Annotated in this window: 36 protein-coding genes; 13 read left to right on the top strand and 23 right to left on the bottom strand. The window is 65.7% G+C overall.

The window, feature by feature from the left end; translation table 11 throughout:
• Nucleotides 1-298 precede the first annotated feature (298 nt).
• Nucleotides 299-1,252 (top strand): alpha/beta fold hydrolase, encoded by a 954-nt coding sequence (locus ACZ75I_RS09850; RefSeq protein WP_472959034.1) that lies wholly within the window; start codon nucleotides 299-301, stop codon nucleotides 1,250-1,252.
• Nucleotides 1,253-1,489: 237 nt separating this feature from the next.
• Nucleotides 1,490-1,801 (top strand): hypothetical protein, encoded by a 312-nt coding sequence (locus tag ACZ75I_RS09855; RefSeq protein WP_005416559.1) that lies wholly within the window; start codon nucleotides 1,490-1,492, stop codon nucleotides 1,799-1,801.
• A 43-nt stretch (nucleotides 1,802-1,844) separates the two neighbouring features.
• Here the strand turns inward: ACZ75I_RS09855 and ACZ75I_RS09860 are convergent, their stop codons facing one another.
• From ACZ75I_RS09860 to ACZ75I_RS09870, 3 genes are all read right to left on the bottom strand, one after another.
• Nucleotides 1,845-2,144 carry a hypothetical protein gene (locus tag ACZ75I_RS09860; protein WP_061478250.1) on the bottom strand — a complete coding sequence of 100 codons (300 nt, stop codon included), beginning with the start codon at nucleotides 2,142-2,144 and terminating at the stop codon, nucleotides 1,845-1,847.
• A 262-nt stretch (nucleotides 2,145-2,406) separates the two neighbouring features.
• Nucleotides 2,407-2,676, bottom strand: coding sequence for a hypothetical protein (locus ACZ75I_RS09865; RefSeq protein ID WP_472959035.1), 270 nt, complete (start codon nucleotides 2,674-2,676; stop codon nucleotides 2,407-2,409).
• A gap of 58 nt (nucleotides 2,677-2,734) precedes the next feature.
• The gene (locus tag ACZ75I_RS09870; protein WP_180867878.1) at nucleotides 2,735-2,950 is read right to left on the bottom strand and encodes a hypothetical protein; all 216 of its coding nucleotides are present in this window, start codon (nucleotides 2,948-2,950) and stop codon (nucleotides 2,735-2,737) included.
• A 187-nt stretch (nucleotides 2,951-3,137) separates the two neighbouring features.
• Here ACZ75I_RS09870 and ACZ75I_RS09875 point away from each other — a divergent pair, with 187 nt between their 5' ends.
• The gene (locus tag ACZ75I_RS09875; protein WP_235646762.1) at nucleotides 3,138-3,386 is read left to right on the top strand and encodes a hypothetical protein; all 249 of its coding nucleotides are present in this window, start codon (nucleotides 3,138-3,140) and stop codon (nucleotides 3,384-3,386) included.
• Here the strand turns inward: ACZ75I_RS09875 and ACZ75I_RS09880 are convergent.
• Entirely contained in the window at nucleotides 3,383-6,064 is a 2,682-nt protein-coding gene (locus tag ACZ75I_RS09880; RefSeq protein WP_346476109.1) for an excinuclease ABC subunit UvrA, read from the bottom strand. The genes ACZ75I_RS09875 and ACZ75I_RS09880 overlap by 4 nt on opposite strands.
• Before the next feature lie 177 nt (nucleotides 6,065-6,241).
• Between ACZ75I_RS09880 and ACZ75I_RS09885 the strand changes: the two genes are divergently transcribed.
• The 3 genes from ACZ75I_RS09885 to ACZ75I_RS09895 all read left to right on the top strand — a co-directional run bounded on the left by ACZ75I_RS09885 (nucleotide 6,242) and on the right by ACZ75I_RS09895 (nucleotide 7,317).
• A complete protein-coding gene (locus ACZ75I_RS09885) occupies nucleotides 6,242-6,517 on the top strand; it encodes a hypothetical protein (RefSeq protein ID WP_346476108.1) in 276 nt (91 codons plus the stop codon).
• 126 nt (nucleotides 6,518-6,643) lie between these two features.
• Nucleotides 6,644-6,898: a hypothetical protein gene (locus tag ACZ75I_RS09890; RefSeq protein WP_180867868.1), complete on the top strand. Its 255-nt coding sequence runs from the start codon at nucleotides 6,644-6,646 to the stop codon at nucleotides 6,896-6,898.
• Entirely contained in the window at nucleotides 6,895-7,317 is a 423-nt protein-coding gene (locus ACZ75I_RS09895; RefSeq protein WP_019336571.1) for a low affinity iron permease family protein, read from the top strand. Before ACZ75I_RS09890 ends, ACZ75I_RS09895 begins: the two co-directional genes overlap by 4 nt.
• 30 nt (nucleotides 7,318-7,347) lie before the next feature.
• On the opposite strand, the gene ACZ75I_RS09900 is transcribed toward ACZ75I_RS09895, so the two are convergent.
• Complete coding sequence (locus tag ACZ75I_RS09900; protein WP_346476107.1) at nucleotides 7,348-8,838, bottom strand: FAD-dependent oxidoreductase; 1,491 nt, start codon at nucleotides 8,836-8,838, stop codon at nucleotides 7,348-7,350.
• A gap of 223 nt (nucleotides 8,839-9,061) precedes the next feature.
• On the opposite strand from ACZ75I_RS09900, the gene ACZ75I_RS09905 reads away from it, so the two are divergent.
• Nucleotides 9,062-9,292, top strand: a complete 231-nt coding sequence (locus ACZ75I_RS09905; RefSeq protein WP_180867863.1) for a hypothetical protein — start codon at nucleotides 9,062-9,064, stop codon at nucleotides 9,290-9,292.
• Nucleotides 9,293-9,301: 9 nt separating this feature from the next.
• Here ACZ75I_RS09905 and ACZ75I_RS09910 read toward each other — a convergent pair whose 3' ends face one another.
• From ACZ75I_RS09910 to ACZ75I_RS09920, 3 genes are all read right to left on the bottom strand, one after another.
• Complete coding sequence (locus tag ACZ75I_RS09910; protein WP_180867861.1) at nucleotides 9,302-9,751, bottom strand: BLUF domain-containing protein; 450 nt, start codon at nucleotides 9,749-9,751, stop codon at nucleotides 9,302-9,304.
• Nucleotides 9,752-9,889: 138 nt separating this feature from the next.
• Nucleotides 9,890-12,439 carry a DNA ligase D gene (gene ligD, locus ACZ75I_RS09915; protein WP_472957776.1) on the bottom strand — a complete coding sequence of 850 codons (2,550 nt, stop codon included), beginning with the start codon at nucleotides 12,437-12,439 and terminating at the stop codon, nucleotides 9,890-9,892.
• Between the two features lie 13 nt (nucleotides 12,440-12,452).
• On the bottom strand, nucleotides 12,453-12,629 hold the full coding sequence (locus ACZ75I_RS09920) for a DUF3606 domain-containing protein (RefSeq protein WP_065426543.1): 177 nt from the start codon (nucleotides 12,627-12,629) through the stop codon (nucleotides 12,453-12,455).
• A gap of 248 nt (nucleotides 12,630-12,877) precedes the next feature.
• Here ACZ75I_RS09920 and ACZ75I_RS09925 point away from each other — a divergent pair, with 248 nt between their 5' ends.
• Nucleotides 12,878-13,375, top strand: coding sequence for a YciE/YciF ferroxidase family protein (locus tag ACZ75I_RS09925; protein ID WP_069138517.1), 498 nt, complete (start codon nucleotides 12,878-12,880; stop codon nucleotides 13,373-13,375).
• 39 nt (nucleotides 13,376-13,414) lie between these two features.
• Here ACZ75I_RS09925 and ACZ75I_RS09930 read toward each other — a convergent pair whose 3' ends face one another.
• Genes ACZ75I_RS09930 through ACZ75I_RS09940 form a run of 3 tightly spaced genes read right to left on the bottom strand, consistent with a single transcriptional unit; the run spans nucleotide 13,415 to nucleotide 15,373 of the window.
• The gene (locus ACZ75I_RS09930; RefSeq protein ID WP_472959054.1) at nucleotides 13,415-14,149 is read right to left on the bottom strand and encodes a DNA-formamidopyrimidine glycosylase family protein; all 735 of its coding nucleotides are present in this window, start codon (nucleotides 14,147-14,149) and stop codon (nucleotides 13,415-13,417) included.
• On the bottom strand, nucleotides 14,142-14,909 hold the full coding sequence (locus ACZ75I_RS09935) for a DUF72 domain-containing protein (protein ID WP_472957777.1): 768 nt from the start codon (nucleotides 14,907-14,909) through the stop codon (nucleotides 14,142-14,144). The genes ACZ75I_RS09930 and ACZ75I_RS09935 overlap by 8 nt, the downstream gene beginning before the upstream one ends.
• A complete protein-coding gene (locus tag ACZ75I_RS09940; protein WP_180868009.1) occupies nucleotides 14,906-15,373 on the bottom strand; it encodes a BLUF domain-containing protein in 468 nt (155 codons plus the stop codon). The genes ACZ75I_RS09935 and ACZ75I_RS09940 overlap by 4 nt, the downstream gene beginning before the upstream one ends.
• Before the next feature lie 303 nt (nucleotides 15,374-15,676).
• Here ACZ75I_RS09940 and ACZ75I_RS09945 point away from each other — a divergent pair, with 303 nt between their 5' ends.
• Nucleotides 15,677-16,000, top strand: a complete 324-nt coding sequence (locus ACZ75I_RS09945; RefSeq protein ID WP_180867853.1) for a KGG domain-containing protein — start codon at nucleotides 15,677-15,679, stop codon at nucleotides 15,998-16,000.
• A gap of 121 nt (nucleotides 16,001-16,121) precedes the next feature.
• Here ACZ75I_RS09945 and ACZ75I_RS09950 read toward each other — a convergent pair whose 3' ends face one another.
• The 3 genes from ACZ75I_RS09950 to ACZ75I_RS09960 all read right to left on the bottom strand — a co-directional run bounded on the left by ACZ75I_RS09950 (nucleotide 16,122) and on the right by ACZ75I_RS09960 (nucleotide 18,163).
• Nucleotides 16,122-17,030 carry a manganese catalase family protein gene (locus ACZ75I_RS09950; protein WP_180867851.1) on the bottom strand — a complete coding sequence of 303 codons (909 nt, stop codon included), beginning with the start codon at nucleotides 17,028-17,030 and terminating at the stop codon, nucleotides 16,122-16,124.
• Between the two features lie 39 nt (nucleotides 17,031-17,069).
• A complete protein-coding gene (locus ACZ75I_RS09955; RefSeq protein WP_472957778.1) occupies nucleotides 17,070-17,591 on the bottom strand; it encodes a ferritin-like domain-containing protein in 522 nt (173 codons plus the stop codon).
• Nucleotides 17,592-17,749: 158 nt separating this feature from the next.
• Nucleotides 17,750-18,163, bottom strand: coding sequence for a hypothetical protein (locus ACZ75I_RS09960; RefSeq protein ID WP_346476100.1), 414 nt, complete (start codon nucleotides 18,161-18,163; stop codon nucleotides 17,750-17,752).
• 133 nt (nucleotides 18,164-18,296) lie between these two features.
• Between ACZ75I_RS09960 and ACZ75I_RS09965 the strand changes: the two genes are divergently transcribed.
• Complete coding sequence (locus ACZ75I_RS09965) at nucleotides 18,297-18,689, top strand: response regulator (RefSeq protein ID WP_061478260.1); 393 nt, start codon at nucleotides 18,297-18,299, stop codon at nucleotides 18,687-18,689.
• Nucleotides 18,690-18,704: 15 nt separating this feature from the next.
• Here the strand turns inward: ACZ75I_RS09965 and ACZ75I_RS09970 are convergent, their stop codons facing one another.
• From ACZ75I_RS09970 to ACZ75I_RS10005, 8 genes are all read right to left on the bottom strand, one after another.
• Nucleotides 18,705-19,103, bottom strand: a complete 399-nt coding sequence (locus ACZ75I_RS09970) for a BLUF domain-containing protein (RefSeq protein ID WP_180867847.1) — start codon at nucleotides 19,101-19,103, stop codon at nucleotides 18,705-18,707.
• A gap of 138 nt (nucleotides 19,104-19,241) precedes the next feature.
• Nucleotides 19,242-19,670: a BLUF domain-containing protein gene (locus ACZ75I_RS09975; protein WP_472957779.1), complete on the bottom strand. Its 429-nt coding sequence runs from the start codon at nucleotides 19,668-19,670 to the stop codon at nucleotides 19,242-19,244.
• Between the two features lie 177 nt (nucleotides 19,671-19,847).
• Complete coding sequence (locus ACZ75I_RS09980; RefSeq protein WP_472957781.1) at nucleotides 19,848-20,537, bottom strand: glycosyltransferase family 2 protein; 690 nt, start codon at nucleotides 20,535-20,537, stop codon at nucleotides 19,848-19,850.
• Nucleotides 20,534-21,121 carry a class I SAM-dependent DNA methyltransferase gene (locus ACZ75I_RS09985; protein ID WP_065196295.1) on the bottom strand — a complete coding sequence of 196 codons (588 nt, stop codon included), beginning with the start codon at nucleotides 21,119-21,121 and terminating at the stop codon, nucleotides 20,534-20,536. The genes ACZ75I_RS09980 and ACZ75I_RS09985 overlap by 4 nt, the downstream gene beginning before the upstream one ends.
• On the bottom strand, nucleotides 21,118-21,876 hold the full coding sequence (locus ACZ75I_RS09990) for a PIG-L deacetylase family protein (protein ID WP_346476099.1): 759 nt from the start codon (nucleotides 21,874-21,876) through the stop codon (nucleotides 21,118-21,120). Before ACZ75I_RS09990 ends, ACZ75I_RS09985 begins: the two co-directional genes overlap by 4 nt.
• Nucleotides 21,864-22,805 carry an acyl-CoA dehydrogenase gene (locus ACZ75I_RS09995; protein ID WP_472957782.1) on the bottom strand — a complete coding sequence of 314 codons (942 nt, stop codon included), beginning with the start codon at nucleotides 22,803-22,805 and terminating at the stop codon, nucleotides 21,864-21,866. Before ACZ75I_RS09995 ends, ACZ75I_RS09990 begins: the two co-directional genes overlap by 13 nt.
• Nucleotides 22,806-22,914: 109 nt before the next feature.
• Entirely contained in the window at nucleotides 22,915-23,412 is a 498-nt protein-coding gene (locus ACZ75I_RS10000) for a hypothetical protein (RefSeq protein ID WP_346476097.1), read from the bottom strand.
• Between the two features lie 10 nt (nucleotides 23,413-23,422).
• Complete coding sequence (locus ACZ75I_RS10005; protein ID WP_472957784.1) at nucleotides 23,423-24,586, bottom strand: zinc-dependent alcohol dehydrogenase; 1,164 nt, start codon at nucleotides 24,584-24,586, stop codon at nucleotides 23,423-23,425.
• A gap of 148 nt (nucleotides 24,587-24,734) precedes the next feature.
• On the opposite strand from ACZ75I_RS10005, the gene ACZ75I_RS10010 reads away from it, so the two are divergent.
• The 3 genes from ACZ75I_RS10010 (at nucleotide 24,735) to ACZ75I_RS10020 (ending at nucleotide 26,216) form a co-directional block, all read left to right on the top strand.
• A complete protein-coding gene (locus ACZ75I_RS10010) occupies nucleotides 24,735-24,923 on the top strand; it encodes a hypothetical protein (protein WP_180867832.1) in 189 nt (62 codons plus the stop codon).
• Nucleotides 24,924-25,022: 99 nt separating this feature from the next.
• The gene (locus ACZ75I_RS10015; protein WP_180867830.1) at nucleotides 25,023-25,661 is read left to right on the top strand and encodes a DUF6766 family protein; all 639 of its coding nucleotides are present in this window, start codon (nucleotides 25,023-25,025) and stop codon (nucleotides 25,659-25,661) included.
• A gap of 3 nt (nucleotides 25,662-25,664) precedes the next feature.
• The gene (locus tag ACZ75I_RS10020; protein ID WP_346476095.1) at nucleotides 25,665-26,216 is read left to right on the top strand and encodes a cysteine hydrolase family protein; all 552 of its coding nucleotides are present in this window, start codon (nucleotides 25,665-25,667) and stop codon (nucleotides 26,214-26,216) included.
• A gap of 15 nt (nucleotides 26,217-26,231) precedes the next feature.
• Here the strand turns inward: ACZ75I_RS10020 and ACZ75I_RS10025 are convergent, their stop codons facing one another.
• A complete protein-coding gene (locus ACZ75I_RS10025) occupies nucleotides 26,232-26,465 on the bottom strand; it encodes a hypothetical protein (protein ID WP_005416583.1) in 234 nt (77 codons plus the stop codon).
• Nucleotides 26,466-26,488: the final 23 nt, after the last annotated feature.

A 26,488-nucleotide genomic window follows, 5' to 3' on the forward strand; every position in this document is an offset into this window, starting at 1 on the left:
GCCGTGTGGGATCAGCCTAGGCAGCACGCCGCAGGTGCGGTAGCTCCGTGAAGGGGTACGTCATGTTGCGTTCCGGGAAGCAATGCAGAACCGGCTGCAATGTCACCATCGCAAGCGCCTCTGGCTCGTTCGGTAGTGCGCAGGTCCAGGTCGGGCAGCTTCGGATGATCATCCAGTCGACCCCACTGTGGGTCCGCGCAATCAGGACGATCTATCAAGAAATTCGGACTTGTCATATCCCAGATGCCTGATTGCTGGCGCAAAGTACGTCTCACCACCCACCCATGAGAGTTCCCGCATGAACACCTTCGCCCGTACCCTGGCCGTTGCCACCCTCGCCCTCTCGGTCCAGGCCGGCCTGTCCGCGCAGGCCGCCGAACCGGCCAGGCCGGCGGCAGTCACCAGCATCGCGCGCACCGCCAGCTACATCACCACCGCCGATGGCGTGCAGCTGTACTACAAGGACTGGGGCCCGAAGAACGGCCCGGTCGTGACCTTCAGCCACGGCTGGCCGTTGAACTCGGACAGCTGGGAATCGCAGATGATCTTCCTGGCCAACCACGGCTACCGCGTCATTGCCCATGACCGTCGCGGCCACGGCCGTTCCAGCCAGCCGTGGGATGGCAACGACATGGATCACTACGCTGATGACCTGGCCACGGTGATCAATACGCTGGACCTGCACGATGTGACCCTGGTGGGCTTCTCCACCGGTGGCGGCGAAGTGGCGCGCTACATCGGCCGGCATGGCACCGGACGGGTGAAAAAGGCCGTGCTGATCAGCTCGGTACCGCCGTTCATGCTGAAGACCGCCGACAACCCGAACGGCCTGCCGATCGAAGTGTTCGACGGCATCCGCAAGGCACAGATGGAGAACCGCGCGCAGCTGTACAAGGACATTCCGTCGGGCCCGTTCTATGGCTTCAACCGCCCGGGCGCGAAGGTGTCGCAGGGGCTGATCGATGCGTGGTGGGCGCAGGGCATGCAGGGCGGCCACAAGAACACCTACGATTCGATCGCCGCGTTCTCGGCCACCGATTTCCGCGCCGACCTGAAGAAGTTCGATGTTCCTACCCTGGTGATCCACGGTGACGACGATCAGATCGTGCCGATCGATATCTCGGGCCGCCAGTCGGCAAAGCTCATCAAGGGCGCAAAGCTGATTGTCTACCCGGGTGCGCCGCACGGCCTGACCGACACGCACAAGGACAAGGTCAACCAGGACCTGCTGACGTTCCTGCAGGAAAAGTGAGTGTACGGGGCTCCGTCGTGATGGCGGAGCCCTTCCTGCCCAGAGGCAGGGCCGGCGCCGGACGAGCGCCGGCGTCCACGTCAGTGCACGATTGCGGCCGTGGGATTTCAGGCCAATCATGGCGCGCGGTGTGCACCTTGATGAAGGGTTAACCTCCAACAAAGCACACTGCGCTCTCACGGCTCTTCTCCGGCGCAGAATCCTTTGCTCCCGTGTCCAGCCCCAGACGACACGGCCATGCATCCTCCCAATGCCTTCCGGATCCACGCGATCCAGCCCCTTCTTGCGCGCAATGGCGCCATCGTTCGCCTCGATCAGTTGCGATCGACCTGCAAGAGCTGCGGCTTGCGCTCCTCAATGACCCAGGACGCCGGCATCAAGACGAGTCCATTGGGCACGACGCTCACGTGCCCCGCGTGCGGTGCCACGGGGCTGATGGACGAGGTGGAGATATGGCACCACTGGCTCGAACAGTGCCGGCGGGAACGGATGCTGGCGCTCTTCGATCCCGCACCTGACGAACCTCTGGAGCCTGATGGCCCCGAATGAGAGCGACACATGGACTGTCCGGCCGGCGCCTCAGCGCCGCGCCTCAACCGTCGCCGGGGTGACGCCCTGCCAGGCTACCCATCGTGAAGGCGTAGCCCGCCTCCTCCAGCAGCGCTCTCATGCGCAGCTCCACACGCCGGGGGGAAAGCAGGCTGTTGGGCGCGTACAGGGCATAGACGTAGCCTGCGCCGTCGATGATCTCGCGGCGCACGGCGCACTCATTGGATTCGGCAGCCTCGGACCAGACGGACATCAACCTGGCGGGACTGATGGATTGGCCGTTGCGAAGACGGAAGAACAGCCAGCGCACTCCCAGGGAACGCACCGGATTCAACCTAGCCACTGCGAACCCCCGATGCGCCGGAAAAGGTCCCTCAGGACCTCTGGATCCAAGCGTGGATGCTCGTCTTTCGAAGACCGCGGAAGATCGATACGTGCGGCGCCGTTCACCAGCGCGGGCAGATCAGACTGGAGGTCGATCCACCACCCCGTGGGCAGCCGGAGCCCCGTGCCCGTTCTATCGTAGATGCAGATCGGAAAAGTCATGGCGTGCTCCTGGATGACCCGAGCATACGCCTGCGCGATGTCAGGTCTGGATGCGACGCCTAGGAAGATGCCGCATCGGCGCGCTTTGCGCATTCGAATACGTGTGCTTCGTCCTGCTGGACCCTGCGGAACGACTCCAGCCAGCCGAACGCTGCGCCACGATTGTGAATCGTTTCGCCAAGCCTTCCGGTCAGGCACCGTGCGCACTCCATCCCGCCAGGACTGGGCGCATCGCAGCAACGGCATTGCGCCATCGTCGTCATTCTCTCCGGGCGGCACTGGTACATGATCTTGGTCATCAGGCTGATCGCCTGGCTTTGCGAGGACATGCGCGCTCCCTGTCTGCTGCGCGGAAGCAGCCGCGCGGCGCGCGGCTCCTCCTGTTCTTCAGCGACGCGTATCACCGCCGGGACCGCCTTTCTTTTGGTCCGTTGGATTCGAGTCGCTACGATCCTTCTTGTCCTGCTGCTGTTGTTCACCTTGCCGGCCAGGCTCCTCTGCGCCGGGCTCGCCCCCCTCGACCTGCCCCTGCTGCACGGGCTGCGCTGCTTCAGCGGAAGCGTTGGAGCGGTCATTCCTGTTCTGTTCGGGGACGCTGTTCATTTCGATTCTCCGTCGCAGCAAGTGTGCTGCCGATTGACTGTGGGCCTGTTGCCGTTACGGGAACGTGCCGGCAAGCGCGTTGTATGAACGGTTGTGATGAACAGGCTCCCGGCAGCAAGCGTGTACAGTGAGGTTTCGAACAGGGGTAGGCGCCGTGAGCCACGGAAGAAGCAAGGATGTTGTCGATGTGGAGCGCGAGCTGGCCCACTGGGAAACCGCGTTCAATCTGGGTGCGCTGCCCGCGATGAGTTTCCGGCACGAAGTGGCGCCGGTCATCCGGCTTGCCTGCGATATCTATGTGAGAGATCCGCACGGTACCCGGTCAGCCTGGATGGACGATCTGCAGTGCCGCCTTGCGAAACGATCAAGCCTGCGCGGCCACCCTGGCGCGGCAGAGATTGCCGATCGTTGCTGGACGCTGCTGTCCTGCGGCTAGGCGCCTCCTGCCGGATGATTCCGCTCGCGCACACCCTGCCCCAGCTCGGATGCCAGGAACGGTGCCGTCCTGCTGCCCTTGGCGTGGGCCACCTGATGCGGCGTCCCAGCCGCCACGATGGTGCCGCCCGCGCCGCCAGCGCCCGGGCCGACGTCGATCACCCAGTCGGCCTGCGCGACAGAACGCATGTCGTGCTCGATCATCACTACCGTGTTGCCTGCGTCCACCAGCCGCTGAAGCTGCATCAGCAGCCTGTCCGCGTCTGCTGCATGCAGGCCGGTGGTGGGTTCGTCCAGCACGTACAGCGTGCGCCCGCGCTGGCTGCGCTGCAACTCTGTGGCCAGCTTGATGCGTTGCGCCTCGCCACCTGAAAGTTCGGTGGCTGGCTGGCCCAGCCGCAGGTAGCCCAGGCCGATCTCCTGCAGCAGCTGCAGCGGGCGGGCGATGGCCTCTTCTTCGGCGAAGAACGCATGGGCCTGGTCCACCGTCATCTGCAGGACCTCGGCAATGTTGCGGCCGTTCCACTGCACCCTCAGCGTGGCTTCGTTGTAGCGGGCGCCGTGGCAGGTGGGGCATGGTGCATAGACGCTGGGCATGAACAGCAGTTCGACGCTGACGAAGCCCTCGCCTTCGCAGGTTTCGCATCGGCCCTTGGCCACGTTGAACGAAAAGCGACCCGCGTCGAATCGGCGGCGGCGCGCGTCGGGTGTCGCGGCGAACAGCTTGCGCACGTGGTCGAACAGGCCCGTGTAGGTAGCCAGGTTGGAGCGTGGCGTACGCCCGATGGGCTTCTGGTCTACCTGTACCACGCGTTGAATGGCGTCTACGTCGCCGGCCAGCTGGCCCCGAGTGGCTTCGATCACGGTGGGTCCATCCGTGGGCGCGCTGTCGGCGCCGTCGTCTGCTGTCTCATGCCCGAGGTGCAGCAGCATCAGCTCAGGCAGCGCCTGCGCCATCAGGCTGGACTTGCCCGATCCGGAAATGCCGGTCACTGCAGTCAGCAACCCCAACGGCACCTGCGCATCCACGCCGTGCAGGTTGTGGCGATGGATGCCTTGCAGCGCCAGCCAGCTGTTGGCACTGCGCTGCCGGCTGACCGGCGCGGGCACCCGGTCGAACAGGTACTGCGCCGTGCGCGAATCCTGAACGTTGCGCAGGCCATCAGGCTCGCCACTGTAGAGAACGCGTCCGCCATGCTCTCCTGCCTGCGGGCCGACATCCACCAGCCACTGCGCGCGGCGCATCAGCTCCAGATCGTGTTCAACAACGAACACCGAGTTGCCGCCGTCGCGCAGCCGTTCCAGCGCACGGTAAAGCGCCTGGCTGTCGGCCGGATGCAGGCCGGCCGAGGGTTCGTCGAGCACGTACAGCACGCCGAACAGCAACGAGCTGAGCTGCGTGGCCAGGCGCAGGCGCTGCAGTTCGCCGGCCGACAGTGTGGGCGTGGCGCGGTCCAGTGAGAGATAGCCCAGGCCGAGCTCGCGAAGTTGTCGCACCCGCGCCATGACCCCACCCGCCAGCCGTTGTGCCGCCAGGCGCTTTTCCTCTGACAGGGCTGAGGTCAGGCGCACGTCGGGGGCGCCTTCGTGGGTCGCGCGGCCACTTGCTGTTCGCTTGGCGCGATCGCGGGGCGTTGCACGCCTTCTGGTACGCGCGCCGTGGCTGTGTGCACTGAAATCGCCCTGCGCGATGGGCTCGAGCAAGGCCGCCAGCTGGTCCAGCGGCAGCCGCATGAACTCGCCGATGTCCACGCCCGCGAAGGTGACCGACAGTGCTTCCGGCTTCAGGCGCTTTCCGTGGCAGGCGGGGCACAGCCGGCCCTCCATGTAGCGGGAAACACGCTTGCGCATCAGCGCGCTCTGGGTGTTGGCAAAGGTGTGCAGCACGTAGCGGCGTGCGCCGGTGTACGTGCCCATGTAGCTGGGCTCGAGCTTGCGCTTGAGCGCGGCGCGGGTCTCGGCGGGCGTGAACCCGGCATAGACCGGCACGGTCGGGGTTTCCTCGGTGAACAGGATCCAGTCCCGGTCCTTCTTCGGCAGCTTCTTCCACGGCACATCGATGTCGTAGCCCAGCGTGACCAGGATGTCGCGCAGGTTCTGGCCATGCCAGGCCGGTGGCCAGGAGGCGATGGCGCGCTTGCGGATGCTCAGCGATGGGTCCGGCACCATCAGCGCTTCGGTCACCTCATAGACGTGCCCCAGGCCGTGGCAGGTGCTGCAGGCACCCTGTGGGGTGTTGGGCGAGAAGTCTTCGGCGTACAGCATGGGCTGGTGGGCCGGGTAGGCCCCCGCCCGCGAGTACATCATGCGCACCAGGCTGGACAGCGTGGTCACGCTGCCCACCGACGAGCGCGCATTGCTCGCGCCGCGCTGCTGCTGCAAGGCCACCGCCGGCGGCAGGCCGTCGATGGCATCCACGTCGGGCACGCCGGCCTGGTCGATCAGGCGACGCGCGTACGGCGCGACGGATTCGAAGTAGCGCCGCTGCGCCTCGGCGAAGACCGTGCCGAAGGCCAACGAGGACTTGCCGGACCCCGACACGCCGGAGAACACCACCAGTGCATTGCGTGGAATGGAGACATCGACATTCTTCAGGTTGTGCTCGCGCGCACCGCGCACCTCGATGCAGCCGCTGGCTGCGGCAGCACATGACGATTCGCCAAAGGGGGTGTTGGACATCTCAGCATTCCTGCATTCGGTGGGCGGATCGCGCATGGTGCGCCCGAGGGGCCATTCTCGCCGCTGCGGAGTGAATGGCGTGAGGGCGCCGGATGCGGGATGTTGTCTTCACCTCCCGTTCGTACGGCCTTGCCCAGCCAAGGGCTAGCGTTGGGTGCCCACACACCGGAGGCCGTCATGCACCCCGACGTACTTGGCTGGGCCGCCACGGCGGTACTGATGGCAACCTTGATCCGGCAGATGGTGAAGCAGTGGCAGTCGTCCAACCCGGAAGCCGTGTCCAGGTGGCTGTTCGCAGGCCAGATGACCGCATCTGCGCTGTTCACGGTGTACAGCGCGATGCTGGGCAGCGTGGTCTTCGTGGTGACCAATGCGATGCTGCTGTTGACGGCGGTGGTGGGCCAGGTGATGGCCTGGCGCCGCCGTGGCCGACGCCGGGCTCCCCCACCCTGATGATTGTTAACGCGCGTTGCCTGAAGGATTGACGCCACGTTGCCCCGCCCTTGATGGGGGCGCCCACAACGCATTCCTATGCTGGGCCCGCCACCTGCGAGGTGGTGATCAACCTGGAGATGCACCATGCAACGCGACCAGAAAGACCTTCCCCATCCGGACACGGAGGCGCAGCGCCCCGATCCTGTCAGTCCGCTGCAGGCTAAGCTGCACAACCACCGCAATCATGACGAAGCGCTGCAGGAAACCTTCCCCGCCAGCGACCCGATCTCTCCCTTCGTTGCTGCACCCACGCCGGACGAGCAGGCCAAGCGCCTTGGGGAGCGGGCCAGGCTGCCAGACCGTCGCACGGATGAGGAGGCCGCGGGAGGTGACCAGTGATCCGGCGCGGTTTCGCCCGTGTCGCGGCCGCGACGGCGCGATTGTCCGGCAGCCTCGGGGCATTCGTCGCAGCGCTGGGGGTGATCATCACCTGGGCTGCCAGCGGGCCGGCCTTCCACTTCAATGACACGTGGCAGCTGGTGGTGAATACGGGAACGACCATCGTGACCTTCCTGATGGTGTTCCTGATCCAGCATACGCAGAACGCCGACACCGCAGCGCTGCACATCAAACTGGATGAACTGATCCGTGTCAGCAAGGACGCCAACCAGGAGCTGTTGAACCTGGAGTCGATGGAGCCGGCCCACCTTGAAGAGATACGCCAGCGCTACGAGGCACTGGCGAAGACCGCTGCAGACATCAAGTCCAAGAAGGAGCGCTGCATGCCCTGCGATGCGGACGCGGCCGCCGAAGCCTGAGGTCGCTGCTCCGGCGGCTACCTGCACCTATCACTGTTCTGGTGTGAGGCCCTGCCTGGCAGGGCCTTCCAGCAGCGCTCCGGTAGCGGAAAAGCGGCTGCCGTGGCAAGGGCAATCCCATGTGCGCTCATGACCATTCCATTGAACAACGCACTTCAGGTGCGGGCAGAGCGCCGACATCGTGTGCAGGCGCCCGCCCTCGTCGCGGTAGACCGCAGTGCGCTTTCCATCCACGTCCAGCAGTGCGCCGCAACCACGGGCCAGCTCACTGGGCGAGTGCGACGGCACAGCAGCAAGGCGATCTCCCACCATGTGCCGCGCAACGGTGCCATTGGTACGGGCCCAGCCGGCCGCCGAGCGCACCGGTGTGAAGCGCATGGGGCTGAGCAGCTGCTCGATCTCGCTGGTCGTGCCGAGGATTCCCTCGGTGATCGCACGCGCGGCCACGCCCGCCCAGGTCAAGCCGTCCGGCCCATAGCCGGTAGCCAGCCACACATTGTCGTGCGCGCTGCTGCCGATGTAGGGCAGCTGGTCGGCTGCGCGGAACTGCTGCGCGGACCAGCACAGCGGCTCTCCCTGCACGGTGAAATTGCGATGCGCGTCGGCGACCAGATGCTGGGCTGGATCCATCGGCGGCGTTTCGCCGGTGCGGTGGGTCTCGCCGACCAGCACCAACCAGTCACGGCCATCAGTACCGCGCACCCCGCGCAGCGATCGGTGCCGATCGGCAATCCAATGAATGCCTGCCGCGGGCGGCGTGGCAACCGGTACCGCCACGCCGTATTCGCGGTAGACCTCCATCTCGGCCTGCACCAGGTTGAAACCTGCTGGCGAATGGGTGGCCAGCACGAAGTGCCTGGCGTGGATGCGGGCGCCGTCGGCCGTCGCAACGCCGGCGGATGCCTCGATGCTGTTGATCCGGGTCCAGTCGTGGATGCGCACCCGGCCCGCCAGATGTCGCGCCAGCTCAATGCAGAACGCCGCCGGATCCAATTGCGCCTGATCTGCAACGCGGAAGGCGTGGCCCAAGGTGAACGGCAGCCCGGACTGGTGGTGTTCGCATTGCAGGCCGACGCGCTGATAGGCCTGCAGCTCACGCTCGAATCGCGCAGTGACCTCGCGGGTGCGCTCCTGCATGCCGTACTGCATGGCCACGCGTTCGAAGCCACAGCGCAGATCGTAGCGGTGAACCAGTGTTTCGATGGACCGCAGCGCCTGCTGCCGCCACTGCACGATACGACTGGCCGTGTCACCGCCCCAACGCGCGATCAGGTCTGCCAGCCGGGAAACGGGCGCGTAAAGATTGCCCGTGGACATCACCGTATTGCGCCCGCCGATGGGCCCCGCATCGACCACCAGCACATCCAGGCCGCTATCGGCCAGGCGGGCCGCTGTCAGCAGGCCGGTCATGCCAGCACCAACCACCAGCACGTCCGCATGCGTGGTTCCGGCAAGTGGGCGGAAGCTGTTCGATTCGGCATCACGGGACCAGAGGCTGGCGCGCGGTAACGGGTCGGCCATGAATACACCCTTGCAGAGTCAGCTGGAAGCCTTCCCTGATACTCCGCTGGGGGTGAAACAGCAGTGGTGCGGCCGTGCAGGAAATGCTCACACGCGTGGCAGCAGCGATGCCGATCAAGGGCGGGGTGAACATCACGTGGGCGACACGCCTGCGCCCGCTGTGCGGACGACGACGCCTCCCTTGCAGTGCGGTCGCTAGCGTGCCTGGAAGGAGGAACCCGCTGTGAGCACGCAACTGGAGATCGACCTGATGATCGCGCAGCTGGAGGAGATGCTGCCGGAATGGGCGGCGTTCTACCCCGAGCCGCAGTTCATCCGAATGCTCGCCGAGGCGCTGGACTTCATTGCTGCCAGTGCCGACTCCGATGCCCGGATGTATTGCGTGATGCGCACCGGACACCTCAACGTGTGCAGCGGAGAGATCCCGTGGGCGGCGCGCTATGGAGGTGGTTAAGCCAGTACGTCAGGCCGCGATCGCATAGGGTTCGACCAACCTGGCCAGGATATCCATCGCCGTCTCAGCCTCGGCCTGGCCGTCGCTGTGCTGCACAAACCCCAGCCAGTCTGCGCAGGCCAGGCGTCTCAACGCCGCCGGCGGCGTCGGGAGCCAGCGCATCGGCCAGAACGGGAGACGCCGGTTGCCTACCCTGCCGCGCTGCAACTCGATCAGTCCGGTGTGGCTGGTAGCACTGCGCACCCGTGAGTACGCCACGCTCAAACCGTCCTCGGGCCCCTCCATGTACTGCAGGAAGCGGGCGCCGTCGAACAGCAGAACACCGGTGACGCCGGCATTTCGGTTGAAGCGGGCGGCGTCGTCCACCAGTTCGTCCAGCTTCACGCTGCCCAGACCCAGCGGGTCACCCGCAAAGGCTGGGGCCGCTTCACTTACGTATGCGACTGCCCTGATCGGCATTGGCTGCTCCTGTAGCGAATCCCCCCAGATTCCGTGTCGAAAGCACAGGCCAACCGCGCCGCCGGTATGTTCCGACGCTGTGTATTTTGTGGATCAGCTGGGTTCAGACAGACAGACGGTACGCAGAGTGCGCCTGGGCTACCCGTCTGCCTGCGCCCATCGCGCAAGATTCTGTTTCACTTTGTCGATGCCGGCCCACGGGTCCCTGCGGCGCCGTTTGAGCTTTGCCGGCACATCCCTGATCGTGAACGCGTCGGCGCGCTTGAGTTTGGACAGATCCCCCCATGCAATCGGCAACGCCACCGGTGCCCCCGGCCTGGCCCGCAACGAGTACGACGCGACCGCCGTTGCTCCGCGCCCGTTTCGCAGATAGTCAACGAAGATCCGCTTGTTGCGCAGGCTTTTGGTGGCTGTTGCCAGGAACCGCTGGGGCTCGGACTGCGCCAGTGCTTCGGCGAAACCCTTCGCAAAGCGCTTGGTCAGGTCCCAATCGCATCCCGGGTTGAGCGGCACGACCACATGCAGGCCCTTGCCGCCGGATACACGCAGGAATGACTCCAGTTCCAGCTGCGCCAGCAGTTTGCGGATGTCGGTGGCCGCATTCTTGACCTCCGCAAAGGGCACGTCCGGTCCTGGATCGAGATCGAACACCACCCGGTCGGCCTGCTCGGGCGCTTCGGCGTGGCTGCCCCACGGATGGAATTCCAATGCGTTGAACTGCACCAGTTCGAGCAGGCTGGCCGGATCGCGCACAACCAGGTAATGGGCATTGACGCCGCTTTCTTCCTTCAGCCTTACCGCGTCGACCAATTCCAGTCCGGCCGTATGGTGTTTCTGGAAGAAACAGGGTTTTGCGGTGCCACTGGGGCATCGGATGATCGACAACGGGCGATCAATCACCTCGGGCAGGAGATGCTCCATCACTGCCGTGTAGTAATCCCACACGTCCTGCTTGGTGTAACCGTCGCCGGGAAACAGGATCTTGCCCGGAGACGACAGCGACGGCGGCGCGCGATCCGCCACCGGTGCCTTCCTGGTCTTGCGCGCAGGTCGCGAGGCTGCCGGTGTGCGCGCCGCCGCCGGGGACGTTCCAGCACGATCGGAATCGGCAAGGTCGGCGATATCCTTGTCGGCCCGCACCGCCTTCAGCGACGCCTGGCGCAACAGCTGCTGCCCGCCGATCCCGCGGTAGAAGACCTCGACCACGAAACGTGGCTCGAACCAGGTCGCAGCGCGCAGGTCGGTGTCTTGTGTGGGCACGTAGGCAGTCGGCTTGCGACCGCCACCGCCCTTGATGCGCTTGCTGATGTCACCGATCAGTTCGTCCGAGAACCCGGACCCGACGCGGCCGGCGTAGAGCCAGCCATGCTTCGCATGCGGCCGGGCCAGCAGCAGTGAGCCGAAGCCGGTGCGGCTGCCTTTGGGGGCGGTATATCCGACCACCGCGAATTCGTCGCTGGCCAGTTGCTTGGTCTTGCGCCAATCCTCGCTGCGGCCGCTGTGGTAGCTGCGGTCGGCGCGCTTGGAGATGATGCCCTCGAAATGCTGCTCGCCGGCCACGCGATAGGCTTCATCGCCATCACCTCGCACATGCGAACTGAACGCCAACGGGCGGCCCTGTCCTTCCAGCACGGACTGCAACAAGGCCTTGCGCTCCAGCAAGGGCGCATCAGCGACATCCACACCATCAAGATGCAGCAGATCGAACAGTGCATACGTCAGCACGCCCTGGCGCTCGCCGGAGAGCGTGGCCTGCAGCAGGTTGAAGTCCTCCTTGGTGCCGGAGCCGGCGATGAGCTCGCCGTCCAGTGCGGCTGAAGTGAGGCCCAGCGCCGCCACCGCGTCACGTATCTCGGGGATCTTGCCGGTCCACTCCAGTGCATTCCGGGACCAAAGCTGCACATTGCCCTCGGCGACCGTGGCAAGGATGCGGTACCCGTCCCATTTGATCTCATGGATCCACTGCCCACCCTGGGGCGGCGCGTCTCCCAGCTTGGCCAACTGCGGTTCGAATGGACCGGACGGCGCTGCGGCCTTTCTTGCCCTGCTGAGCGCCAGGGCCTTCTTCGCCCAGTTCTTTGGCCGGGTGCGCCTGACGGGTACTGTGGCGAGCCTCTTCTTTGCAGTCTTGCCGGCACCCGACCGCTTCAGATCCTCCGCAGGGGGTTCAGCGACATCGGCCAGCAGATCGTCCGCCTCGATATCGCCGGCAAATTCGTCGTCGTCCTTGAACAGCAGCCACTGCGGCTGGCGCGCCGGCTTCCCGGAGCGGACCAGATGCCATCCGCCCTTCAGTTTGGCGCCGAACAGCTCGAAGCGCAGATGACCCTTGGCAAGCTGGGCTTCCGGGTCGCCCTGCGTGGCCCATACACCGTGGTCGAACTGGGCGACATGGCCACCGCCGTACTGGCCCTTGGGGATCTCGCCGGCGAAGCTCGCGTAGTCGACAGGATGATCCTCCACCTCCACCGCCATGCGCTTGACCTTCGGGTCGTAACTGGGACCTTTGGGCACGGCCCAGCTCTTCAGCGCGTCCCCGACCTGCAGGCGGAAGTCGTAGTGCCTGCGGCTGGCATGGTGCAACTGCACCACGAAGATGGCGCGTTGGCCTTTCGGTAGCGCCTTGCCTGGCTCGGGCTCCTGGGTCTGGTCAAAACGACGCTTGCGGCGGTACTCGACCAGCGACATGGGCAACTCCGCGCTATTTTCCCAGATGCTTGCGGACCGCAACGGCGGTGGGGCCGACCGCCGCGACAGCGGCACGAAGTTCTGCGGCGGACACGCCCAGCGTCGCGGTCCAGTACTGCAGCTCGTAATCTTCGTTGACGTTGATACGATCCCGGTCCGGGCTGCCGGTGTTCTTCTTGTCATCGCTCATGGGAGTCTCCACGCGTGATCGGGCGTGAAGTGACCGTACCGGCCGGTGCATGGGCACGAAGCGATGCCATTGTGAAGCCATGGCGAAGACCTGGATGCATCGGCGGCAACGGACGCCGACAGATCCTGCATCGTGAAGACAGCGCGCAGAGTTCGCGTGGTCGTTCCCATGCCGCCTTCACCTGGCCCCTGCCCGATCGCAACCGGTCAGGACCTACGCTGTGCACTCCACTCACTGCGGAGCCCAGTATGGCTATCAAGACGGCGGAAGACCTGTTCATCCACGAACTCTCGGACATCTACAGCGCCGAGAAGCAGCTGACCAAGGCCCTCCCACGCCTGGCCCGTGCGGCCGAGAACCCGGACCTGGCCATGGCGTTTGAGACGCATCTGGAAGAAACGCAGGGCCAGATCGAGCGCATCGACCAGGTGGTGGAGGTGCTTGGCATTCGCCTGAAGCGCATCAAATGTGCGGCGATGGAGGGCCTGGTGGAAGAAGGCAAGGAAGTGATCGACAGCATCGACAAGGGACCGGTGCGGGATGCGGCCCTGATCGGCGGCGCGCAGAAGGTCGAGCACTACGAGATTGCGTCCTACGGCACCATCGCCGCGCTGGCCAAGCAGCTCGGCTACAAGGATGCCCTTCCGCTGCTGCTGGAGACGCTGGAAGAAGAGAAGGCCACCGACGAAAAGCTGACCCTGCTGGCCAAGGGCGGCGGCAACGCCAAGGCCGCGCAGGCCGCCTGATCGGCGCGCCGCGGAACCGTGCTGCCACGGACGGCAGCCTCAGGCCCCGTACAGTACCTGATCATGGGGACAGAAGAACGTGCGTCGCCGCGTGGTCCCCAGATAGAGCTTGCTGATCGGGCCAGCACACAGGGGACAGACCTTTTTCGTGTGCACCTGCCAATGCTTCTTCAGCTCGAAGCGGCGCTTCCACTCCAGGAAATCAAAGCTGTAGGCGCGGGCCTGCTCGATCATGGCGGCAAGCCTGCGTGGTGGCAGGTCGCCCAGCCGGGTGGCGGGGTGCACGCCTATCCGGAACAGCACCTCGTTCTTGATGATGTTGCCCACGCCGGCGAAGACGGTCTGGTCCAGAAGCGCATCGCAGGCAAGGACGTCCGGCATGGTTTTCAGCTTGCGCCTGGCCAGCTTCGGATCCCAGGCATCGTTCATCACGTCCGCCCGCCAATCGTAGATGTCGTCCAGAGGCTGGTCGATCAGGCGCACGGAACACGCATAGAAGTTCAGCTCACCGTTGTCGAACACCAGCGATACCCGCGCCGGGGCTGGCTTCCGCTCGTCGATGCGCCAGCTGCCGAACATCATCAGATGGATGCGCAGCGTGTGATGGCTGAATTCCAGCAGGAAGTGCTTGCCCCAACTGCGGACCGCCTTGACCCTTCGGCCCTGCAGCGGCGACAGGTCGATGCGGCTGTTCCCGGAGACGGTGCGGACCACGTGCCCCTTGAAATGGCTCGCTGCTTCGCGCAGCAGGACGATCGAAGGGCCTTCAGGCATGTTCGTTCTCCTGCAGCAGCGCCTGCAGGTGCAGGGCATTGCCGGTGGCGTGACCCAGCGCGGTATTGTCCAGTACGAACCAGGCGGGTCGTTGCGCGTCGGCCTCGGCCAGCAGCTGCCGCGCAAGGTGGGCAAGGGTCGGCTCGTCGTAGGCACTGCGATAGATCTGCGGCTGGCCGTGCCAGCGCCAATAGCTCCACGTGCGGTCACCGCCGGGAATCGCCGCCGCCGGCACCCGTGCCGGATCCGCGGCAACCCGTGCAACGTCATGCGCACTCAACAGCGCATCGACCTCCGGCGTGAACCAACTCGGGTGGCGCGGCTCGCACGCCAGATCGGCCCGCGTGCGGGCGCGCAGGCCCCGCAGGAAGGTTTCGGCCGTGATCGTGTCGTACACCAGGCTGGGCGGCAACTGCAGCAGTAGCGGCCCCAGCTTTCCACCCAGCTCCAGCACGCCATCCAGGAACTGTTCGAACGGCTGCATCGCATCGCGCAGCCGACGCTCATGGCTGATCTCCCGCGGCAGTTTCACCGCGAACCGGAAGCCCTCCGGCACGCTAGCGGCCCATCGCGCGTAAGTCCTGGGCTGGTGCGGTCGATAGAAGGACGAGTTGATCTCCACCATCGGCAGGCGTGTGGCATAACGCTGCAGCAGGCTGTCGCCCGCGCCGAACGCTTCCTGATCCGCCCGCGGCAGCGACCAACCCGCACAGCCGACGCGTGGTGGGTCGGACGCAACCGGGGCGGCTGTGGCCTTCATCGTGCCAGCTGCCCGTCAAGTTCCGTGATGCTGCCCGCACCTGCCTCCGTGTGCGACTGCGAAACTGACAGCAGTCGGTCCAGGGCACTGGTGCCCGACTGCAGCGCCGACGCGCTGCGCACGAAGCCGGTCCAGTCGGAGATGGCGATCTTTCCCAGCGCCAGTTCGTCCACCCGCACGCTGCGCATCCGCCAGTGCGGAAACTGTCGACGCCCCACCCTGCCCCGGTTCAGCTCGACGATCCCACTGTGGCTGCTGGCTCCCAGAATGCGCATGTAAGCGGCCTTGATTCCTGCCTCCGGGCCTTCCAGGTACTGCAGGAAGCGCGAGCCATCGAACAGCAGTGTGCCGGTCACATCGACGGATTCGTTGAACTGCACCGCCTCCGAAACAAGCTGCTGCAGCCGCTGTTCCGTCAGGTTGCGGGAGGCTTCACTTACGTAGGCAATTGCTCGAAAAGGCATGGCACCACCGGTTGTTGCAGACCGCTCTACCTTAGCCACGCGGATCGTACGCGCGGTGAGATCGGTGTGGAGGCTGCGTCGAACTGTGGCGTTGCCCTTCCGCATCGCGTTGACGCGCGGTTGGGTTGCGGAAGACGTGTCTGCCTGTGCGCACACGCGTGCGCCATGGTTCGTGGAGGCAGGATGAGGAATCGCGGGCTTCCGGATGACGCCACGTTGGCAGCCATGCCACCGCCGTCTAGCGCCGGAACTGGAAGATGGTCGCTGCCGCCAATCGGGCGGCTGAACCCAAGGAAACTTTCCATGGCCAACCAGAACCAGAACCAGGGCAACAGCAACCGCGGTTTCGCTTCGATGGACGAGGACAAGCAGCGCGAGATCGCCGCCAAGGGGGGACGTGCCGCGCACGAGTCAGGTAACGCCCATGAATTCAGCTCGGAAGAAGCACGCGAAGCCGGCCGCAAGGGCGGCGAAGCAGTGAGCCAGGACCGCCAGCACATGGCTGACATCGGCCGCGAAGGCGGCCAGAACAGTCGCGGTGGTGGCAACCAAGGCGGCAGCCAGGGAGGCGGGCAGCAACAGCAGGAACGTGGCGGCGGCAACAACCGCGGTGGCCAGCAGCGCTGATCGGCATTGAAACCCGATGTACCCCTTCGTGGGCGGACGTGATGTCCGCCCACTTTCGTGCGCCCCCGCGTCACTCACGGGCGTTTCAACCGGGGCGCCGCAGGCGGGCGCCCCGGGTTTTTCACGGCTCGCGTGGCGGCAGGTCCAGTGCGCCCGCGCCCGGGCCGGCCCCCAGCTCGGCCCCGGTGGTCGGCCGCGCTTCCGGGTCGGACAGCGTGCGCAGGGTCATGGCCTGCACTGCCGCTTGTTCGCGCGGATCCAGGTCCACCGTGCCGCTGCCGTCGCCACCGTCCACAGCGGCCTGCGCCTCGCGGTCGCTGACCCGCTCCCAGAGCTCGCCGCTGTTCCAACTGCCCTGCAGGTTGTCGGCGCCGTCGCCCTGCGACATGTCCATGTACAGATCGGTGAACGCGGGATCCCCCGGCAGCTTGCCCGGTGGGAAGTTGGGCTGGATGCTGTGCAGCGCCTTCTCGAACGACTTCATGTGGGCGATCTCGCGGGTCATCAGGAAGCGCAGCGCATCCTTGATGCCCGGGTCGTCGGTGACGTTGATCAGGCGCTCATACACCAGCTTGGCGCGCGCTTCGGCCGCAATGTTCGAGCGCAGGTCGGCGCTGGGATCACCAATCGAGTCGATGTAGGCGGCTGTCCACGGCACCCCGCTGGAATTGACCAGCGCCGGGCCGCCGCCGTACAGGATCTGTTCGGTGTGGCTGGTGCTGTTCTGGCCCAGCAGCCGCATGTCCTCGGCCTCGGCAAGCCCTTCGGACTGGATCGCCTTGGGCCCGCGGTTGAGCATGGCGATGATGGTGCCGATGATCTCCAGGTGGCTGATCTCCTCGGTGGCGATGTCCATCAACAGGTCCTTGCGCCCGGGATCGCATTCGCCAAGTCCCTGGGTGAAGTAGCGCATCGCAGCGGCCAACTCGCCCTGCGGGCCGCCGAACTGCTCAAGCATGAGGCTGGCGAGCTGCGGATTGGATTCGCGAACACGCACGGTGTACATGAGTTTCTTGTGATGAAAGAACATGAGGATTTCTCCAGTGGCTGGCGTGGGCTGGCTTCGCGGTCAACGCTTGGCCTGGGCGCCAGGCATTTCGTCACGGTTGAGGAACGCGCCGACCAGGCCGTCCTGGTGGTCCTCCAGCCAGCGCGCCATGGCAACCTCTTCCTGCAGGATCTGGCCACACACCGACGCGATGTCGGGCGCGCCGGCGCGCTCGGCAGCGATCACCAGCGCCCGGTACGTGGCGATCTCGGTGTTCTCGAAGCCGAACGAAAGGCCCACGCTCTTGACCACCTCGTCTTCCATCAGGGTGTTGCCAGCGGCGTGGATGGCGGCGGTCATGCTGGCGAACAATCCCTTTGCGGTGGGCACGCTTCCTCCCAGCGCCTCGATGCACTGCCGCAGGGAAGCGGCCTGCCCCTGTGTCTCCTGGACGTGCTGGCCGATCCGGGCAGCAAGCTGGGGGTAGTTCTCGATCCGCGAAGCCATGGCCTTCATCATGGTCTCCGCTTCCTGTTCCATGGCGTAGGCATCCTGCAGCCGTTTCAGCAGGCGCTCGCGTCGGGTGTCGTTGTGGTCTGCCATCTCGATCTCCGGTCTGGGGCGACATGCCCCCGGAGCACATGGTGGAACGCTGGCAATCACCGCCTTGTCGGGCGCTGTGAACCGCTGGAGGTGGCCGCTGCACGCGGCCCTGATGCAGCGATAACACGCACGGACCGCGGGCTGGCTCCGTTACGCGATCAGGGCACCGGGCTGGACAGTGCCGCGCCGCCGGCTCGACCTTGCAGGCTGCCACCCGGCGCGCGCGGAGCGTCCGTTGCCACCAGCGCCTGTACCACACGATGTTGCATACGATGAGCGCCGCCCTCCACGCCTACGACATAGACGAAGCGCTCATCGAACTTGGCGTGCGCGCCCTCCAGGAGATCGTCGGCCTGCAGCGCCCGCTTGAGCGACTTCATCCACGTGCGTTCAGGCATGCGGTCCAGTTCCACTACGATCGCAGTGCCACCGCAGTCCAGCGGCATGCACTCGACACGCAGCACGCGTGGAGAAGCAGAATCGGTTCCGGATAGCGGCATGAGAGAAGCTCCGATGCGGGGGACGGCGGCAGTATCCATGGCAACTGCCAAGGCGCCGTCAACGAACGCCATCCGGCCCTGCACGCTGCCTCGACGGTGCCGGAAGCGCGCTGCACGGGCTTCGCGCCGGGCTGACAAGCCGCACGCGCCGTATTGATGCTGCACAGCACAGACTGGCACTCCCGAAGCAATACAGGCTGCACACATGCAATCCGGAATGAGCCAGCGCAGATGCAACCTGCTGCTGGTGGAAGATCAGCTCGACCTGGCAGTACTGATGGAACATGCACTTGAGGAGGCAGGCGACCAGGTGACACACGCCTACAGTGTGTTCGACGCGCTGGGGCTGCTGGACACCCAGCGGTTCGACGGCGCCGTGCTGGACGTCGAGCTTCGTGACGGCGTGGTGTTTCCAGTCGCCGATCGCCTGGCGGAACTTGGCATCCCTTTTCTGTTCGTCTCTGCGGTCTATGACCAGCTGGTGCCGCAGCGCCACCGCCGCGCCGCCTTCGTGGCCAAGCCGTTCCACGTCGATCAGTTGCAGGAGACGGTGCGGCGCGTGGTGGGCGACGCCTGCGCACCCCCTTCCGCACACTGACCCCAACCGCAGCGGTCAACCGAGGTGCGGGGCCACCACCAGGCTCAGCTGGCGCAGCGCACCACCACGGGAGAGCCCGTCCCAGTTGCCACGCGCCACGCTGCGGATCTCGGAGGCCTCAACCCACAGCAACCGCATCGACCAATCAGGAAAGAAACGGCCTGAAACCCTGCCACGGCCCAGTTCGATCAGCTCGCGATGGCTGCGGGCACTGAGAATGCGGCTGTACACCACGTTGATGCTGTCTTCCCGTCCCTCGATGTACTGGAGGAAGCGGAGCCCATCGTAAAGAAGCACACCGGTAACGCCGGATTCGAAGTTGAAGCCGGCGGCGGCCCAGGCGAGGTCGTCCACATGGTCCATGGAAAGCCCCGGTATCGCCTCACTTGCGTAGGCGATCGCGCGGAGGGGCACATTCGTTCCTTCTGGCGCAGGAGGTTTCCTGCACGGCAATGATCGCTGCCCCGTTGTAGGCGGCGATGAGGGCCTTCAGGCGCTGAGGCACCGCCCCGTCCCCTCGGCTGCACACTACGCTAACGCCCGTCGTGGACTTCACGCGGCGTTCGCGTAGGGCTCAACGATTGCAAGCAGCTTCTGCATCGCTTCGTCTTCGTCCTGGCTGGTTACCGCCCGCTGGATGAAACGGCTCCAGTCGGCAAGGGCGATCATCTGCAGCTCGCCCGCGCTGACCGACAGGCAGCGCATTGGCCAGAACGGCAACCGCCGCTGCCCGACACGGCCACGCCCGAGTTCGGTCAGTTCGGTGTGGCTGCGGGCGCCGCTTACGCGGGAGAACGCAACATCCAACCCGTCGGCGGGGCCTTCCATGTATTGCAGGAAGCGCTGCCCGTCAAACAACAGGACCCCGGTCACGCCCGCTGATCGATTGAAGCGGGCCGCATCTTCCATCAGTGCAGCCAGGCGTTCCGGCGTGAACCCGGGGACAGCCCGGCTGGCGTAGACAATCGCGCTGTTCGGCATCGGCTGCTCCTACTCTCCCAGCCGATCAATCTAAGGGCGACAGCGTTCACACGCCGTAAACGCGTACAGGGAGCGCGTCACGCATGGGCCCTTGTGCGCGGGTTTCATGGATTCGGGCTGGATCGGAGACGCCTGACGGCGCGAGCGCATGCTGCGGTGCGGCGAAACGGCCGGTGTTTACGCAATGGCCGGCCCGGTCAGCACGGCAGGGGCACCCGCCGCACCCATCTCCGCCAGATAAGCCGAAAATCCCCCTGCGGCGCGCCCTTCCAGACGGGCGCTGGTCAGGACGACGGGAGCTCCGGCCCAGCGTACATCCGCGCCGCGGGCCTGCAGCGCCCTCACCATCTGAACATCTTCCCCGCAGCGCAAGGCAGGAAAACCGCCAACCGCACGATAGGAATGGGCAGAGACACCCAGGTTGGCACCATGGATGCGCCCGTGGCCCTCGCCCCACTGCTGCCGCCCCTGGAATACCCTGCGCAGGCGCTGTTCGGACGGGCAGGTCGCCGCAATGTCCACCAGTCCGCAGAAGGCGTCACACGGCTGCGCCAGTTGTCCAACCAACCAATCGCCAGGGACCTCGCTATCGGCGTCCGTGCTGGCCAGCCACCTGGCGCCACGACTCAGCAGCTCGGCGGCGGCCACGCCGCGGGCAACCCCTACGCAGCGTGCATCCAGCCGCACAATGCCGACGCGCTGCTGGTGGCAGATGGACGCCGTCGCATCCGAGCAAGCGTCCAGTGCAACCACCACGTCCACTGCTTCGCCGCCCAGGCCCGGGTGCAGGGTAGCTCTTCGGATCGATTGCAGGCAGCGCGCCATGCTGGCTGCCTCGTTGTGCGCGGGGACAAGAACGCCTATCACCGCAGGCCCTCGTTGCGGGCCAGTGACAGCGTGCCGCGCGTCCAGCCCTGCAGCACGAAGTCCGCATCCCGATAGTGGAAGGCTTCGTGCAGGCCGTGGCCCAGGCACCGATGCACGACTTCGGTCCGGCTCACCCGCCCGGGGAACGAGGGCAACCAATGGCACGCGACCAGCAATCCGTCGTCACGAAGTGCTTGATCGATTCCGGCACGCAGCTCGCGAAGGGCGCTCGTCCCCAGGTAGTAGCCCATCTCACCGCAGACGATCAGGTCGAAGCGCCCCGGCGGCCATTGCTCGGGGTGGCTGGCGCAGTGGACCTGCACGTGCGGCAGGTGGGCCAGGTTGCGGCGGGCCCGGAACGCTGCGCGCGGGCTGATGTCGGTGGCCAGCAGGCGCTCACAGCGGGCCGCCAGGGCCTCGGTCAGCACGCCGTTGGAGCATCCCAGCTCCCAGCCACGATTGAACTGGCGCTGGCTCAGGCTGGCCAGCAGCAACGCACGCTTGCGTTCTTCATACCACCGGCTGCGGTAGCCAAAAGGGTCTTCCTGCTCATGCAGTTCATCGAAGTACGGTTGCGCGCTCATGCCAGAAATACCTCGTAATCGCGGAAAAATCGGGCCAGTACATGGGAAGGCAGCACCGGCGGGCTGTTCAGGCCCGGCACGTTGCCCGTCTGCGTCCGGAACCGGGCGATCGCACTTCGTTTCACCGACGCCACTGCGGAAATGTCGACAAGCTGCGGGAACTCCCACGCCATATGCGCGCAGGCCGGATCCAGCCAGTGCCAGCCCCATACCGGGTACTCCAGGCGACGGCAAGCCACTGCGCGCGCGGCGCGGCAGGCTGCACGCCCTGCCGCTTCGTGATCGGGGTGCCCATCGAAGCGCCAGGGCGCCAGTACCAGATCACCCGGCTGCAGGTGCTGCTGCAGCCAGTCCTGCAGGCCCTGTTCGTGCTTGCTGACCGCGCCATCGCCGATGCCGAGATGAAACGTGGCGTCAGCCGGAATCCCAAGCTCCGCCAGCGCCGCGGCAAGCTCTGCCCGACGCGCCGACCGCAGGCGGTCCGGTGTCCAACAAGGTTCACCCGGATAACACGCTTCACCATCCGTCACGGCAATGACGCCAATCTCCATGCCCTGTGCCGCGGCTTGATGGAGCAGCCCGCCACAGCCAAGGATCTCGTCGTCGGGATGCGGCGCAACGACCACAAGGCGGTCATGGTCGGCGCACAGCGAGCGGGCGGGCGTGGACGGTTGCTGCCAGAGCCAATCGCAGCGCAGCCAGGCCTGTTCTTGCGTTCCCTGTCCTTGCAGGGGTGTGCTGGCTACAGCGCCCATGCGGTCTCCTCTGCTGCCCGCTGCTCACCCAGCCACTGCCAATCCCGATCGGCGTGGCACTGCCTGAGGAACACCGTCAGGTCCGCCCAGCGGCGGGCGTGACCGTCTTCCAGGCACATCGGCGCCGGTCCGAGCGCCCGACCTGCAAGGTCCAGGACCCGCGTCGCCGCCCGCTCGACGACGCAGCGCAGCCGCACTACGTCTTCCCGATGCGCCGACTGGGGCGCGTCGTCGATGCGCGCGGCCACTTCACGAAGCAGCGCCGCAGCCGGCCCCAGGGCAAGGTCCACTGCACCCAGCAGCCGTGCGCGGTTGCCGTCGCTGCAGGCCGGCCGCATGCGTTCAGCCAGTGCCACCGCTGCGCCAAACCAGACCGCCGCGATGCCCGCCCCGCCGTGCCAGAAGCCCGGGCGTTGCAGGTAGGCGTCGCGCGCTCCCAGAATCGTCATCGGTGCGCCGTCGAAGCGCACCGTCGTGGACGGAATGCCAGCCATGCCAGTGGCCGGCCAGGGCTCACCCGAAAGCGTGCACCAATGCTCCGCCGCCACATGGCACAGCCGCATGCCCTGTGTGTTCCGCACGGTTACCAGTGCCGCATCCACCCACGCGCTGCCTGAACACCAGGGCTTGTCACCATACAGCCCACCCCCGGCGTCGATGCGCAGGGTGTTGGCTGGGCCTTCTGCGGCCCACACCGCCAGCAGCTGCCCTTCAGCAACCACAGGCGCGTCCAGCTCGGCAATGATCGCCTGGGCGTCGTAATGCGCTTCCAGCACCTTGGCCAGGCAGAGATCCTCTGCCCCCCACGCCGCCAGCGCCCGCCAGCGCTGCAGCGTGTGGCCACTACCGGGCAAAGGCAGTGTGGGCTGCTGGGCGAGAACCTGGCGTGCACGGTTGAACAGCGAAGAAGGAAACGTCACATCCTGCATGGCCGATCTGCAATGAAGACAGGTCATGAACGTAGGCGCCCTGCGGTCACATCACTGTCTTGGCGATGTGGCGGCCACATGAATACACGGCGCAGTGTTCCTCACGCGCTCACCGCTGGCGCTGTTCGCTGGCACGCACGCACTGGCGCAGCTCCCACAGCCAGGGCAACACCACCAGGCCAAGCGCCGGCAGCAGTACGAACCACCACAGCGCCGGTGATGCCGGTGCAACATTGACTGCCCATCGAGGTTCGGCCTGCCACGCCACCCCGCCCAGCAGGACCCAAGGAGCGGCGTCGAGCACACTGTGCACGTGCTGCTCGGCCGGGCTGATGCGTCGCCGCCCGTCCGCGCTGACAGTGTCGAAGTAGCCGGCGATTGCGTGCGCGATGACCAGGACTGCCAGCAGCGTGAGGAGCAACCACGTGCTTTCCAGCACGAGCCACGCCAGCACGCCGCTGCCGATAAGCAGCAGCTGCAGCCCATGCAGCAGGCTCTCGCGCATCGCGGACGTGTGCGGCAGGTCGGTACGCCGGTGAAAGTGGAAGTCCAGCGCACCGGCGGCCAGCCAGACTGCGTAGACACATGCCATGACAATCCCACTCATGACGGCCTGCTCAGGGAGTCAATACGATCTTGCGGCAGTCGTCGTCCTTGGCGTCGAACATCGCATAACCTTGCGCTGCGTCGGCCAGGCGCATCCGGTGCGAGATGATGTCCCCCGGATCCAGCTTTCCTTCCAGGATTGCGTCCAGCAGTTCCGGCATCAGTCCCTGCACGTGAGTCTGCCCCATCTTGAATGTCAGGCCCTTGTCGAACGCATCGCCCAGCAGGAACCCGTGGATGAAACCGGCATAGACACCGGGAATGCTGACCACGCCGCCGCGGCGGGCGGCTGCGATGCACTGACGGATGGCCACGCCGCTGCTGCCTTCCAGCTTCACGGCGGTCAGCGCTGACTCCAGCGCACTGCCCTCGGCCTCGAAACCGACGGCCTCGATGCAGGCATCCACGCCGCGTCCACTGGTCTGGGTCAGGATGTAATCGGCCGGGTCCTCGATCTCCTTGAAGTCGATCGGCGTCACACCATATGCACGGCGCGCGTAGTCCAGGCGGTAGCGAAGATGGTCGACCATGAAGATGGTCTCCGCTCCCAGCAGCCGGCAGCAGGCCGCGCTCATCAGTCCCACCGGACCGGCACCGAAGATCGCCACTGTCGAGCCCGGCTTGACCCCTGCGTTCAGCGCGGCCTGATAGCCGGTGGGCAGAATGTCCGACAGGAACAGAACCTGTTCGTCGGCCATGCCTTCCGGGATGCGCAGTGGGCCCACATTCGCCTTGGGCACGCGCACGAATTCGGCCTGTCCGCCTGCCACGCCGCCATACAGATGGCTGTATCCGAACAAGGCCGCTGGAGGCAGAAGGCCCTTCTGGTTCAGCGCGGCGCCCTTGCCCGGGTTGGTGGTCCCGCAGGCGGCATACTCGGCCAGCCGGCAGTGGAAGCACTCGCCACAAGCGATCACGAAAGGGATCACCACGCGATCGCCCGGCCTCACCTGGGTTACGCCGCTGCCGACCTCTTCCACCACGCCCATGAATTCGTGCCCCAGCACATCGCCGTCGTGCAGATCGGGAATCTTGCCCCTGTACAGGTGCAGGTCCGAGCCACAGATGGCGGTGGCGGTAACCCTCAGGATCAGGTCGTCCTCAGCTGCCAGCACCGGGTCCGGCACGGTCTCGACGCGCACATCCTTGCGGCCGTGATAGGTCAATGCCTGCATCGTGCTTCTCCAGAAGATCGGAACGACAGCATTGCAGGGACGTCCTCCTGCCCTGGTGACATCCGGGTGTGCGCAGCGTTCATTCCGCGGCGTCGTGGCGTTAACCCGGCCCGGGGCACGCTGCGAATACCCGCCACAGGAGCCCACCATGAACGACAAGCTGCCTTTCAATCCAACAGCAGACGTGGACGATCAATCGAAAGCACACACGCCGGACAAGCGGCGCAATGATCGAGCGAAGTGGAAGGAGCACGACATGCCGGACGACGGCGAAGGCCCCAAGGCCGTGCCCGAGGACTACGAGCGTCCCGACCCCGATCCGACGGGCAAGCGTTGAGGCCGCCTCACATCCTGGATGCGCCGGGTTCACGAGTCATGGTGCGCTGCCGGCGCAAGCTGCATGCACGGTTTCCGGTCAGGCTGAAAGAGGTGTTGCATGTGGAAACGCAACGGTCTCTCGCTGGTACTGCTTGCACTCACTGTCGTCTTCATTGTCGGGCAGGCAGTTGCGGGACATGACGTGCACAATCAGGAGTTGACGCAGCACGGACGCGCGCCGATCGACCTCTGGCACTACCTGGCGACGGGGCATTTCGTGAGCGCTACATTCGAGAACTGGGAGAGCGAGTTCCTGCAGATGGGGATGTACGTTCTTCTGACCGTCACCCTGCGCCAACGTGGCTCGGCCGAATCCCGGCCCCTGGACCCGGCGCAGGAGCAGAACCGCGTCGAGCCGGGGCCTGCGCCGTGGCCGGTTCGTCGCGGCGGCGCATGGAAGGTGCTCTACGGTCACTCGCTTGCGATCGCCTTCGGGCTGTTGTTCCTGCTCAGTTTTACATTGCATGCATTGGGTAGCTGGCGCGCCGATCAGGTCGAGCAGCAGCTGCAGGGGTTGCCGATGACGGGTTTCCTGGAGCATCTGGCCAGCAGCACGTTCTGGTTCGAATCGATGCAGAACTGGCAGAGTGAGTTTCTTGCGGTGCTGTCCCTGGTTGTGCTTACGATCTTCCTGCGGCAGAAGGACTCACCGCAATCCAAGCCGGTCGAAGCTCCGCACGCGCAGACAGGGGATTGAACCATGGGAAATGCTCCGTCAACCGCCTTGCTGATCATCGATATGTTCAGTCGCTTCGACTTCCCAGGCGCGCAGGCGCTGGCGCCAGCAGCGGAGCGGGCGGCCGGACAGATCCGACGCTTGAGAGACCACTTTGATGGCCACGGATGGCCGGTCATCTACGCCAATGACAACTTCTCGGACTGGAAGCGTGACTTCCGCCAACAGGTAGCACAGTGCCAGCGGGACGGAGGACCGGCCGGGCGGATTGCCGACCTCCTCTCTCCCCTGCCCGGCCACTACTTCGTGCTCAAGCCCAAGCATTCGGCGTTCCTGGCCAGCCCGTTGCCGATTCTGCTGGCCAAGCTTGGCGTGCGCAGCCTTTGGCTCAGCGGGATGACGGCCGATTCATGTGTCCTGGCTACCGCGCTGGACGCCAACGCCAGGGAATTCGACGTAGTGGTGGCACGGGAGGCCGTGGCGGGGACGCCGGCCCGGAAACAGCGTGCGATGGCGCTGCTCGCCGATTCGGGTGCAGCCCGGGTCGCACGGCTCGCCTCGCTGGTCCCGGCATGACCGGCCGGAGCGGGCTCAGGCCCGGTCTGCGATTCCCTTTACACCGGCGTGACCGGCGCAATGTGCGCAGCAGAAGATCTGACCGCTTCCTTCAACGCCATGCCCGATGATCGCGCAGTCGCAATGTGCGCAGCGCGGTGCGAACGCATGGATGGCGCACTCGAACGAATCGAAGGTGCCGCTGCGTCCACCCTGCTGGAGGGTGAAGCTCTTGTCGTAGTCATTGCCGCAGACATCACAGGTAGCCATGGGGCACCTCATGCGGAGAAAGG

The organism is Stenotrophomonas sp. X (genome assembly GCF_055721025.1).